Below are 11,988 nucleotides of genomic sequence, written 5' to 3' on the forward strand. Positions count from 1 at the left end.
AGTCACCTCACAAGGTCGCGGCCGTGCTCAGTCCTCGGTCTTTCTGGCCAGCCGCTGGGAGACCACCTGGGTCACGCCCTCACGCATGGTGATGCCGTACAGGGCGTCAGCCACCTCCATGGTGCGCTTCTGGTGGGTGATGATGATGAGCTGGCTGTCGCGACGCAGCTCGGTGAAGATCTCCAGCAGCCGCCCCAGGTTCGTGTCGTCCAGGGCCGCCTCGACCTCGTCCATGACGTAGAAGGGCGAGGGACGCGCCTTGAAGATGGCGATCAGCAGGGCCACCGCCGCCAGCGAGCGCTCACCGCCGGAGAGCAGGGACAGCCGCGTGACCTTCTTGCCCGCCGGCCGCGCCTCGATCTCGATCCCCGTGGTCAGCATGTCCGAGGGGTCCGTCAGCACCAGGCGGCCCTGGCCACCGGGGAAGAGGCGGTCGAAGATGACCTCGAACTCACGTGCGGTGTCCTGCCAGGCGCTGGTGAAGACCTCCAGCACCCTGGCGTCGATCTCCTCGATGATGCGCAGCAGGTCCGCGCGCGAACGAGTCAGGTCCGCCAGCTGCTCGGCCAGGAACTGGTGACGCTGCTCCAGGGCCGCGTGCTCCTCCAGCGCCAGGGGGTTGACCTTGCCCAGCCGAGCCAGGTCCCGGCTGGCACGCGCCAGGCGCTTCTCCTGCTCGGCCCGCACGTAGGGGCGCGCTGCGCGCCTGTCCCCGCCCTCGCCGCTGGGTCCCTCCTGGCTGGCGTCCTGGCCGTCAGCGACGTCGTCGTCAGCCTGCACCGACAGGTCGGGCACGAGCATGTGAGGACCGTACTCCTCGACCAGGGGCTCCAGCCCCGTACCGAGCTCGCTCATCGCCCGGTCCGCCAGCGCCTGCAGACGCACCCGCTGCTCGGCGCGTGCCACCTCGTCGCGGTGGGCGGCGTCAGTCAGATGGGCGATCAGACGGGTCGCCTCGTCGATCTCCTCACGCGCCCGGGCGCTGGCCTCGGCCGAGCGCGCCCGCTCCTCCTCCAGGGCACGGCGCTCCTCCTGCGCCTGAGCGGCCCACGCTGAGGCCGCCTCGTGCGCAGCGCGCGCCTGGTCGCGCACGTGAGAGGCCAGGGCCGTCGCCGCGGCCCGACGACGCTGGGACCGCTCGGCGGCAGCCCGGGCCTCACGCTCGCGACGCGCCGCCGCCCGCAGGGACTCAGCCCGTCCTCGTCCCGAGCGCTCACGCTCCTCCGCGGTGCGCAGGGCGAGCCTCGCCTCGGTCTCGGCACCGCGCGCCTGACGGGCGTCCTGGGCCGCTTGCTCCCGCTGGTCACGGGCAGTGTGAAGACGGACACCCAGGTCCTCACCTGCGGCCTGGTCGCCCTCGACCTGGGCCAGAGCGGCGCTGGCTGCGGCCAGCTCGGCGGTGCGCTGCGTACTCTCCGCCTCAGCACGCTCCAGGACACGACGGGCTCGCCCGGTCTCCTCCTGCGCCGCGCGCACCGCCGAGGTCAGCCGTGCCAGGGTCTCGGCAGCCTTGGCTGCCTCGGCGTCGGCGGCGCGCAGGGCCGTCAGGGCCTGGCTCACCCGGCGGCGTGCCTCGTCCTCCGCGACGCGAGCCTGCTCCAGAGCCGCCTGCGCCTGCGCCTCCGCCTGTCCCGCCGCACGTGCCTCGGTGGCTGCCTCCTCGTGGGCCGCAGCGAGCTCCAGGACCGAGCTCGTTCCCCGTCCCACGGCGCTGGCACGACCCGGAGCCAGGACCTCGCCGTCGCGAGTGGCGACGACGGCACCCGGCACGCGCTTCCGCAGCCGTGCTGCGGCCTCCAGGTCCTCCGCGACCCACGCCCCGCCGAGCAGGTGACCGACCAGCGCCTCCAGGTCCGGACGGCGGACTCCTACCAGGCTCAGCGCCGTCACCGGTCCTGCGTCACGGTCCCTGGGGCGTGCGTCGTCGGGCTGCTGGGTACCGCGAGAGTCAGCCACCACGAGCCGGAGGCTGGTGGAGCCGGTCGTGCGCGCCTGGACCAGGGCACGGGTGGCGGCGTCGTCGTCTGTCATGAGGGCCGCGGTGGCCAGCTCTCCCAGCAGCGCCGCGACGGCGTTCTCCCACCCTCGCTCGACGCTCAGCTGGTCCGCCAGCGGCCCGATGACGCCGGGCAGGTCTGAGCCGGCCAGCTCAGAGGTCGAGTCCTGGGCGGACAGCGACAGGGCGAGGGTGTCGCGCCGCGCGGTCCAGGTCGCACGGTCGGAGGCCGCCTCACGTCGGGCGTCGTTGGCGGCGGCGACGGCGTCACGGGCGGCCGCGAGCGCGGCGCTGGCTGCCTCGTGGTCGGCCGCGGCCTGCTCCTGGGCCGAGCCGGAGGTGACGGTGTCGGCCTCGCCCGTACCGCTGCCCGCACCGCCGTCCTCAGCGTCACGCTGTCCGGTCGACCCAGCCTGCTCGACCCCGGCCTCCTCCCGCGCGGTCCTGGCGGCCTGCTCACGCTCGACAGCCTGAGCCAAGGAGGTACGTGCCTGCTCGCAGGCTACCGACGCAGCCTCGTGGCGGGCCCGGGCCGAGGCCACCGCTCCCCCGGCCCGGGCCAGCTTCTCGCGGCGGTCAGCCTGCTCGCGGGCCAGCGCCTCGACGGCCTGGGAGGCCGCGGCCTCGGCACGCTCGGCCTCTCCACGCTGGTCAGTAGCCACGGACAGCGCCGTACGCGCAGCCTCGACGGCGTCAACGAGCTCGGTCTCCTCCTCGGCGGCCGCCTGGGCACGACGCTCCAGCTCCTGCGGGTCAGTGCCCAGGGCCGGGCGCGGGGCGGCAGCGAGACCGCGCACACGCTCGGTGGCGACGTCAGCCAGGGCTGAGAAGGACTGAGCGGCTGCGACGAGCTCCTCCCAGGTGGTCGTGGCGCGCGCAAGGCGCTGCCCCAGGGTCGCCTCGGCCCCGGCGAGCTCAGCCGCACGGGCGCGGGCGACACGCTCGGCCTCCTCAGCCTCCGCGCGCCTGCGCGCCAGGGCCGCCTGATCGGCGTCCCCCGCCTCCAGCAGCGCCTGGGTCTGGACCACCTCGTCGGCCAGCAGCCGGGCCGTAGCGTCACGTACCTCGACCTGGATCGTGCGGGCCCGCCGGGCCACGGCTGCCTGCCGGGCCAGGGGACCGAGCTGACGGCGCAGCTCAGCGGTCAGGTCCGTCAGGCGCGCCAGGTCCGCCGCCATGGAGTCGAGCTTGCGCAGGGCGCGCTCCTTGCGGCGCCTGTGCTTGAGGACCCCGGCCGCCTCCTCGATGAAGCCCCGGCGCTCCTCCGGGGTCGCCGACAGCACCGCGTCCAGGCGTCCCTGGCCCACGATGACGTGCATCTGCCGGCCCAGGCCTGTGTCTGAGAGCAGATCCTGGACGTCGAGCAGGCGGCACGGTGTGCCGTTGATCTGGTACTCCGAGCCACCACCTCGGAAGAGCGTGCGGGTGACGGTGACCTCGGTGTAGTCGATCGGGAGCACGCCGTCAGCGTTGTCGATCGTCAGGCTCACCTCGGCTCGTCCCAGCGCCGGGCGGGACCCGGCACCGGCGAAGATGACGTCCGCCATGGACCCGCCTCGCAGGTTCTTGGCCCCCTGCTCGCCCATGACCCAGGTCAGGGCGTCCACGACGTTGGACTTGCCTGAGCCGTTAGGGCCCACCACGGCGGTGATGCCGGGTTCCAGGCGAAGCGTGGTTGACGAGGCGAAGGACTTGAATCCCTTGATCGTCAACGTCTTGAGGTGCACAGGCCCACGATACCGGGCCACAGCGTGCCCTGGTGGCCAGGCAGGCCCCGCTCACCTGCCGGCTGCTCTCACCCCTGCTCGGGAGAGGAGCTCGATGGTCAGGGTGCGCCAGGTCTGGGAGACGACAGAGCCTGGGTTCAGGTCAAAGACGTGGTCAGTCAGGGGCGCGATCACGGTCGTGTGCGGAGCGCCCGCCGCGCTCAGGGAGGCCTCCAGGCTGCGCGTGCCCTTCACCGGCACCACGTGGTCCCGCTCCCCGTGGACGATCAGGGTGGGCGGCAGGTCCGGCGCCAGGCCCCGGGCGGCAAGGGCCTCCAGCTTGCGGCGCGGGTCGATGGCCTCGTACCGCTCAGGGACCTGCTCAGGCGTGCCACCGGTGTAGCGCCGGGCCCGCTCGGAGACAAAGGGTGCCATGACGAGGTCCGGGTTGTTGTGGAAGCCGACCGGGTCCGCGATGGGGTAGGTGGTGGAGACGGCGTCGACGTCCGGCACCTGGTCGCCGCAGGCCTCCTCCAACGGGTCCAGCAGGCCCAGCGCCTGCCGGTAGGTGGTCTCCAGGGCGAGGTTGCCGCCGGCCGAGTCGCCCACCAGTGCCAGGTGCTGCGCGTCCCCTCCGTAGCGGGCCGCGTGGCTCGCCACCCACGCCAGGCCGCACGTCACCCGGGACTGCGCCAGCTGCCAGGTCGCCAGCCCCGGGGTGGACAACGGGTAGTCCAGGGCGATGGCGAGATAGCCCTGGGACGCCAGCCAGGCGGCCTGACCGCGGGTCATGGGGTTGAGCCGGTTGCCGTTGGACCACCCGCCTCCGTGCAGGAGGACGACGACGCCGGCCGCATCTCCTGAGCCGGCGCCCTGACGAGGCTGCCCGAGGCTCAGGAGGGAGCCGTCACGGTCGCGGGGCAGCCACACCCCGGCCTGCAGGAGCTGTCCGGTGTCGGTGTCGTCGAGCACCACCGGCTGCAGGTCGGGAGAGGCCCCACCCTGCCCGATCCCGGTCAGTGCCCACAGGTCCAGCCTCACGCCCTGGGACCGGGCGAAGTCCACCTGCCGCCAGCCCGTCCCCGCGGTGACCACCAGGCTGAGGACCAGCAGGAGCGCGGCAAGGCTCACCGCCCGGTCCCGATGGCGACGTCGGACCACGAGCACTACCAGGGTGAGCACCGCCAGGAGCACGAGCCAGTCGATCCCCCAGGTTCCCAGCATGAGGACGTAGGAGAGCCCAGGAACCTCGATCAGCTCAGCCAGGCTCGTCACGGCAGCCAGGACCGCCACGACGAGCAGGAGACAGGTGACCGTGCGCCTGCGGCGCGGTGGGCGGTCAGGGGCGTGCGGCACGGCCACACCCTACCCAGAGGCGTGAGCGCCTCAGCTCCACCACGGGACGTGCGCACGCCGGCCCCTCTCCTCCTTGAGGAGGACTCCGTCAGCATCCCCCCCCCGAGGAGGAGGCCGGCACACGAGCCGGTCGTTAGGATCGCCCCTACGACCGACACCAGGAGGCCCCGTGCTCCAGATCTCTCACCTGTCCAAACGCTTCGGGTCGCTGCAGGCCCTGGACGAGATGTCCTTCCACGTCGGCGACGACGAGCTGGTCGGCTTCGTCGGAGCCAACGGCGCCGGCAAGTCGACCACGATGCGCATCGCCATGGGGGTGCTGGAGGCCGACTCGGGCACCGTGACCTGGGACGGGCGGCCGGTGGACGCCGACCTGCGCCGCCGCATCGGCTACATGCCGGAGGAACGCGGCCTCTACCCCAAGATGAAGGTCGCGGCCCAGCTGACCTACCTTGCTCGTCTGCACGGCGTGAGCAAGGCCCGCGCGCAGGAGGCTGCCCTGGAGTGGACGCAGCGCCTGGGTATCGAGACCCGGCGCGGCGACGAGGTCCAGAAGCTCTCCCTCGGTAACCAGCAGCGTGTCCAGCTGGCTGCCGCCCTCGTGGCCGACCCGGCCCTGCTCATCCTGGACGAGCCCTTCTCAGGGCTCGACCCGGTGGCCGTGGACGTCATGAGCCAGGTCCTGCGCGAGCGGGCCGACGCCGGGGTCCCGACTCTCTTCTCCTCCCACCAGCTCGACGTCGTCGAGAGGCTGTGCGACCGGATCGTCATCATCCGCTCCGGGCGCCTTGTCGCGGACGGCACGATCGATCAGCTCGCTGCCACCGCCGCCCCGCGCTGGCGGGTCGTCGTCGACGACGGCGCCGCGGCCGCCGGGACACCGGATGCCACCAGCCAGACGACGCTGAGCCCCCACTTCCCCGCCCTGGCCGGCCTGCCGCAGGTCGAGGTCAGCCGGGACTCCCGCGGCCGCCTCGTCGTCACCGCGTCCGGCCAGGACGAGCAGGAGCTGCTGGCTGCGACCCGCCCCCTCGGCACCGTGCGCGAGCTGGGACCGGTGCGCAAGCCCCTGACCGAGATCTTCCGCGAGGCACTGACCGCTCCGGCTGACGACACCGACGACACCCAGGAGGCCCAGGCATGAGCACCGAGCCCACACGTACCTCCCACCCGGTTCCAGCGACAGGACACCAGCCATCTGCTGACTCCCAGGTCTCCGCCTGGGCCGAGATCCGACTCGTGGCCGGGCACGAGCTACGCACCCAGCTGCTCAAGAAGTCGGCGATCATCTCCCAGGTCATCATGATGGTGCTGGTCGTGGCCGGCATCGTCGCCTACGGCTACTTCTCTGGCGGGCAGGACGAGCCCTATCGGCTAGGCGTGGTCGGAGCCGAGGCCCAGCACGTTCAGGCCCTGGAGACGGAGGCAGATGGCGTCCTGGCCACCTCGGCCGGCCGCAGTGTGCAGGTGGTGGACCTGGGTGGTCAGGACGTGTCCGCCGCCCTGGCTGAGGACGGCCCCGAGGGCGCCCTCCACGTTGACATGGTCCTTGACCTGTCCGGTTCCCAGCCACAGCTGGTTGTCCGCGAGCAGGCGAACGACGCCGTCGTCGCCGCCCTGACTTCCCTGTTCCAGCGCCAGGCCCTGGCCGAGCAGGTCTCGCTCCTAGGCGGGGACCCGGCCTCGGTGAGCCAGGCCATGACGGACGCTGTGCCCACGCCCACCGTCCTGGACCCGCCCGACCCCCGGCCTGCGGACTCCGGGGTTCGCTACGCGGCCCTCATGATCGTCAACATCCTGCTGTTCATTGTCATCATGGGCGGAGGCCAGGTCATCGCCATGGGGGTGGTGGAAGAGAAGTCCAGCCGCATCGTCGAGATCCTGCTGGCCTGCGTGCGCCCCACCTCCTTGCTGGCGGGCAAGGTCATTGGCACGGGCCTGGCGGTCATCTCCTCCTACGCGCTCATCGCCGTCGTGGCCGCGGTGACGGCCAGCGGCATGGACGTCCTGCCCGACACGAACCTGCGCCTGGACTCCGTGGTGGCGGCGATGCTGGTGTGGATGGTGGTCGGTTTCGCCACCTTCGCGATCCTCTTTGGGGCAGCAGGCGCACTGGTCAGCCGCCAGGAGGACATGGGCAACGTCACCATGCCGATCATGATGCTGGCGATGGTGCCCTACATGATGTCCTTCTTCATGGTCGGCTCCCCACAGGCGGCCGTGTGGAAGGTGCTGGCCTACATCCCGCCCTTCTCTCCCTTCCTCATGCCGGCACGCCTGACCTTCGGCTACTCCTCCTGGGGTGAGCAGGCCGTGGCTCTTGCCATCGCCCTGGTGGCGCTGCCGCTGCTGGTCAAGGTCGCCGCCCGTGTCTACACCCGGGCCGTGACCAGGATGGGGGCACGTGTACCGCTCAAGGAGGTCCTGGGGCGCCGGGCCGCCTAGGCCTGACCCTGCGGGGCCGCTGACGCACTCGCTGCGTCAGCGGCCCCGCAGCACGTGAGGTCACTCAGCCAGCTCAGGGAACCAGATCGCGATCTCGCGCTCGGCGGACTCGTCCGAGTCCGAGCCGTGGATGAGGTTCTCGATCGCCTCAGTCCCCCAGTCACGCCCGAGGTCGCCACGGATCGTCCCGGGCGGCGCCGTCGTCGGGTCGGTCGGGCCGATGAGAGAGCGCAGCCCCTCCACCACGCGGTGCCCGCGAGCCACCACGGCCACGAGCGGGCCGGAGGTCATGTACTCCACGATCGAGGGGTAGAAGGGCTTGTCCACGTGCTCGGCGTAGTGGCGCCGGAGGATCTCAGGGGTGGCGATCTCACGGCGCAGCGCGATCAGGTCGTAGCCCTTGGCGTCGATGCGGCGCAGGATCTCGCCAGTGAGGTGACGCTGGACCGCGTCAGGCTTGATGAGGATGAGAATTCGGCCCGGGGCGTCAGCCATGGTACTCCTTCGGTATGCGGGTACTCACGCCCTGCTCCGGCCTTCCTCAGGGGAAGGGTCGAGCAAGGTCGTGCTGCACGCTACACGAGGGGCACAGGGGCTGGGTAGCACCCGCGCGTTCCTCCTGCAGGTCAGTGAGCCTGGTCAGAGGCGGCCAGCGCGGCGTCAGCCGCCGCCTGGATGATCAGCGCCGTCGAGCAGGCACCGGGGTCCAGGTGACCGCGCGAGCGCTCCCCCAGGAAGGAGGCGCGACCCTTGCGCGCCTTGAGCGGAAGGGTCTGACGCGCTCCTTCATGGGCTGCTGCCGCCGCCGCCTGGAGAACCTCGACGACGTCCCCGCCACGCTCGGCAGCCGCCTGAGCCGCCGCAGCGGCCGGCTGCCAGGCGTCCAGCATGGTCTTGTCCCCTGCCTCGGCGCGGCCGCGCAGCCTCACGGCGTCGGCCGCGGCCTGCAGCATCCGCACGACCTGGAGCTCGTCAGCCTGGGTCTGCTCCATCGTGTGGGAGGCGCGCAGCATCGCCGTGCCCAGCAGCGGACCCGCTGCTCCGCCCACCGTCGTGATGAGGGAGGAGGCCACGAGCTGGAGGACGGCACCGGGCGTCTGGGGGTCCTGTCCGGAGGCGACGGCCTCATCCAGACGCGCGACGGCTGCTGCGTACCCACGCTCCAGGTTCGTCCCGTGGTCACCGTCACCGATGGCTGTGTCCAGAGCGGTGAGCTCGTCACGGTGCTCACTCACTACGGCCGCGGTACGGCGCACCCACTGGGCTGCCCAGGCGGCGTCGAGGCTCATGCCGTCTCCTTCGTCGGTCCCGCTGAGGTCTCTCGGTGCCGGCACCCCAGGTACCGGCAGCCCTAGTGTCCCACGGCCTGGTGCCAGGTGCGAGGGCAGGCCCGGGCCGTCATGGGCTCAGGCCCTGCGGAACAGGGCACGCGCCTGCGCCACCAGCACCACCGAGCCCACGATGAGCACGCCCGAGGCCGCCATGGGAGCGTCAAAGCCCTCGGAGACGGAGACGGCCTGCTCGACCCCGGTCTCCAGGTCCTCCGCCACGATCACGCGGTCGCGGCCGTAGACCTCTCTGGCCACCTCGGCCAGGTCCTCCACGTCCATGGCACGCGGGGAGTCCATGGGCACCACCACGACGGCGTCCGTCGCCGGCTCCAGGACCGACAGGATCCCCTCCACGTCCTTGTCCGCCATCGCGCCGACGACGGCGACCAGGTGCTGGAAGCCGAAGGCCTCCTGAACGGCCGGCACCAGGGCCGCCACGCCGTGGGGGTTGTGCCCGGCGTCGACGATGACCGTCGGCGAGGAGCGCAGCACCTCCAGGCGCCCGGGAGAGGTGGCCGAGGCGAAGCCGTCCTGGACGATCGCGGCCGGGAGCGCGCGTCCGGCGAAGACCGCCTCCGCCGCGGCCAGGGCCAGCAGGGCGTTGTGGGCCTGGTACTCCCCGTGCAGGGGGATGAAGACGTCCTCGTAGGTGGCAGCCGCCGTTCTGAGGGTCACCATCTGACCGCCCACGGCCAGGGTGCGGTCCACGACCTGCAGCACCCCGGCTCCGGGGTCTGCCGGGTCCTCGTCCTGGCCCAGCTCACGCCTCCGTACCACGCCGTGCTCAGCGGCCGCGGCGGCGATGACCTCCTCAGCCTCACTGGGCTGGACGGCGGTGACGAGGGTAGCGCCGTCCTTGATGATGCCGGCCTTGTTGGAGGCGATCTCCTCGATGGTGTCCCCGAGCCAGGCCTGGTGGTCGCGACCGATGGGGGTGATGACCTCCACGGCGGAGTCCACCACGTTGGTCGAGTCCCAGGTGCCTCCCATACCGACCTCGATCACGGCCACGTCCACCGGATGGTCGGCGAAGACGGCCAGAGCCATGACGGTCAGGACCTCGAAGAAGGACATACGAGGGCCGCCGCTGGCCTGTGAGCGCTCGTCCACCATCGCGACGTACGGAGCCACGTCCTCCCACGCGGCGATGAAGCCCTCCTCACTGATGGGCTCGCCGTCCAGGCTGATGCGCTCACGGATCGTGGCCAGGTGAGGGCTGGTGAAGCGCCCGGTACGCATCCCGGTGGCTGCCAGCAGACGCTCGGTCATACGCGCCGTCGAGGTCTTGCCGTTGGTCCCGGTGACGTGAACCACCGTATAGGTGCGCTCGGGGTGTCCGATGATGTCGAGCACCGCCTCGACACGCTCCAGGGAGGGCTGGACCTTGTGCTCGGGAGCGCGCGAGAGGATCTCGGCCTCGACCTCACGCATACGCGCCGAGACCTCGACAGCCTGGGCCGCCGCCCGGAGACCCGCCTGGTGCTCGGCGATCTCGTCAGCCAGCTCCTCGCTCACGTCACGCGGGGAGTCAGGCAGCACCGGCTCCCACTCGTCCCAGTCGTCCGAGGAGTCCTCGTCGACCTCAGCCAGCAGGGCGTCGAGCTGCTCCAGGCCCGTCGTCCCCGCGCCTGCGAGCATGTTGCGCGCCACGAGCTCGCGCAGCGCCTCCAGGTCCTCTTCCTCCTGGGCGGCCTCACGCTCGGCCTGGGAGACGCCCGCCTCGCGTACCTCGGCCAGGGACAGGGACCCGTCGGGGCCGACCAGGGCCCCCCCGTCCTCCTGCACGGCGTCCAGGTAGGGCATGAGCCCGGGGTCGATCCCCTCGATGCCCGCGATACGGCCAGAGGCCTGCGCCGCCAGCTCCTCGCGCAGGGCGTCGAGCCCTGCGCGACGCACGCCGTCGCCGAAGACGGCGTCCACGACCTCCTCCCCGCTGGCCCCCTGCGGGATACCGAAGGCGGCCCCCGGGTGCTCGGAAGCAGGACCGTCCGGCCGGCCGGTGCCCTCGTCGGGACGGTCGACGACGTCGTCGTGCGTGGTGGACATGCTGCGCTCCCCTGCTCGTTGGCGGACCTGGGCCAGCCTAGCCACCGCGGCCCGCCCGGCGGGCCGGGTGCCGTCCGCTCACGGTGAGACGGGTGCGAGAGGGGTCACGCCGAGGACCGGCGGGAGGCTCTGGCCGTCTGCGCGGTCACGAGGCAGTCCGTATGATCGGACATGGACCACGTCACGCCCGGGCACCGTACCCAGTGCGTCACCCACCCGTCAGCGGCCCGCGAGACCGCACCAGGCACAAGGAGTCACCCATGGACACCAGCACCGCTCCCCTGACCGACCTTCCCCCCGTCGGGGCGTGGCTGAGCGACATGGACGGCGTGCTCGTACGGGAGCACCGCGCCCTTCCCGGGGCCCAGGAGTTCCTCGACGCGCTCAAGGAGCGGGGCCTGCCCTTCCTGGTGCTGACCAACAACTCGATCTTCACCAACCGCGACCTGTCCGCACGTCTGGAGCGCTCAGGCCTGGAGATCCCCGAGGACCGGATCTGGACCTCGGCCAACGCCACAGCGGCCTTCCTCTCCCAGCAGTCGCCCCGCTCCTCCGCCTTCGTCATCGGTGAGGCCGGCCTGACCACCGCCCTGCACAACGCGGGCTACATCATGACGGAGCAGGACCCGGAGTACGTGGTCCTGGGCGAGACCAGGAACTACTCCTTCAACGCGCTGACCCACGCCATCCGCCTCATCGAGCACGGCGCGAAGTTCATCGCCACCAACCCTGACGTCACCGGGCCCTCCGACGAGGGCACGCTGCCGGCCACCGGGAGCGTGGCAGCGATGATCAAGGCCGCCACCGGCCGCTCACCCTACTTCGTGGGCAAGCCGAACCCGGTCATGATCCGTGCAGGACTCAACGCCATCGGCGCCCACTCCACCACCGCCGCCATGGTCGGTGACCGTATGGACACTGACGTGCGTGCCGGTGTCGAGGCAGGCCTGCGCACCTACCTGGTCCTGTCCGGCTCGACCTCACGTGAGCAGGTCTCTCTCTACCCCTTCCGTCCCTACGCCATCCACGACGGCATCGGCGACCTCGTCGCCCACGTCGAGGCGGTGGACGAGCTCATCAGCTGACCGCCCTCAACGGACGACGGCGC

At 71.7% G+C, this 11,988-nt stretch carries 8 protein-coding genes; 3 read left to right on the top strand and 5 right to left on the bottom strand.

Annotation, left to right across the window (positions count from 1 at the left end; all coding sequences use genetic code 11):
* Positions 1-27 precede the first annotated feature (27 nt).
* Complete coding sequence (smc, locus tag HRL51_RS07870; RefSeq protein WP_172191155.1) at positions 28-3,723, bottom strand: chromosome segregation protein SMC; 3,696 nt, start codon at positions 3,721-3,723, stop codon at positions 28-30.
* Between the two features lie 51 nt (positions 3,724-3,774).
* The gene (locus tag HRL51_RS07875; RefSeq protein ID WP_172191157.1) at positions 3,775-5,058 is read right to left on the bottom strand and encodes an alpha/beta hydrolase fold domain-containing protein; all 1,284 of its coding nucleotides are present in this window, start codon (positions 5,056-5,058) and stop codon (positions 3,775-3,777) included.
* A 169-nt stretch (positions 5,059-5,227) separates the two neighbouring features.
* Between HRL51_RS07875 and HRL51_RS07880 the strand changes: the two genes are divergently transcribed.
* Together HRL51_RS07880 and HRL51_RS07885 are read left to right on the top strand one after the other, a co-directional pair.
* On the top strand, positions 5,228-6,202 hold the full coding sequence (locus HRL51_RS07880; RefSeq protein ID WP_172120962.1) for an ABC transporter ATP-binding protein: 975 nt from the start codon (positions 5,228-5,230) through the stop codon (positions 6,200-6,202).
* Complete coding sequence (locus HRL51_RS07885; protein ID WP_172191159.1) at positions 6,199-7,503, top strand: ABC transporter permease; 1,305 nt, start codon at positions 6,199-6,201, stop codon at positions 7,501-7,503. Before HRL51_RS07880 ends, HRL51_RS07885 begins: the two co-directional genes overlap by 4 nt.
* Before the next feature lie 60 nt (positions 7,504-7,563).
* Here the strand turns inward: HRL51_RS07885 and ndk are convergent, their stop codons facing one another.
* The 3 genes from ndk to HRL51_RS07900 all read right to left on the bottom strand — a co-directional run bounded on the left by ndk (position 7,564) and on the right by HRL51_RS07900 (position 10,880).
* Positions 7,564-7,998, bottom strand: a complete 435-nt coding sequence (gene ndk, locus HRL51_RS07890) for a nucleoside-diphosphate kinase (protein WP_172120964.1) — start codon at positions 7,996-7,998, stop codon at positions 7,564-7,566.
* 131 nt (positions 7,999-8,129) lie between these two features.
* A complete protein-coding gene (gene dhaL, locus HRL51_RS07895) occupies positions 8,130-8,792 on the bottom strand; it encodes a dihydroxyacetone kinase subunit DhaL (protein WP_172191161.1) in 663 nt (220 codons plus the stop codon).
* Positions 8,793-8,909: 117 nt separating this feature from the next.
* Positions 8,910-10,880: a bifunctional folylpolyglutamate synthase/dihydrofolate synthase gene (locus tag HRL51_RS07900; protein WP_172191163.1), complete on the bottom strand. Its 1,971-nt coding sequence runs from the start codon at positions 10,878-10,880 to the stop codon at positions 8,910-8,912.
* Positions 10,881-11,140: 260 nt separating this feature from the next.
* On the opposite strand from HRL51_RS07900, the gene HRL51_RS07905 reads away from it, so the two are divergent.
* Positions 11,141-11,965, top strand: a complete 825-nt coding sequence (locus tag HRL51_RS07905; RefSeq protein ID WP_172120966.1) for an HAD-IIA family hydrolase — start codon at positions 11,141-11,143, stop codon at positions 11,963-11,965.
* Positions 11,966-11,988 lie beyond the last annotated feature (23 nt).

This window comes from Actinomyces faecalis (assembly GCF_013184985.2).
Taxonomy (GTDB): Bacteria; Actinomycetota; Actinomycetes; order Actinomycetales; family Actinomycetaceae; genus Actinomyces; species Actinomyces faecalis.

Coding starts and splice junctions, on each gene's coding strand:
- HRL51_RS07885 (WP_172191159.1), top strand. CDS start 6,199: ATGAGCACCGAGCCCACACGTACCTCCCACCCGGTTCCAGCGACAGGA.
- ndk (WP_172120964.1), bottom strand. CDS start 7,998: ATGGCTGACGCCCCGGGCCGAATTCTCATCCTCATCAAGCCTGACGCG.
- dhaL (WP_172191161.1), bottom strand. CDS start 8,792: ATGAGCCTCGACGCCGCCTGGGCAGCCCAGTGGGTGCGCCGTACCGCG.
- HRL51_RS07900 (WP_172191163.1), bottom strand. CDS start 10,880: ATGTCCACCACGCACGACGACGTCGTCGACCGTCCCGACGAGGGCACC.
- HRL51_RS07905 (WP_172120966.1), top strand. CDS start 11,141: ATGGACACCAGCACCGCTCCCCTGACCGACCTTCCCCCCGTCGGGGCG.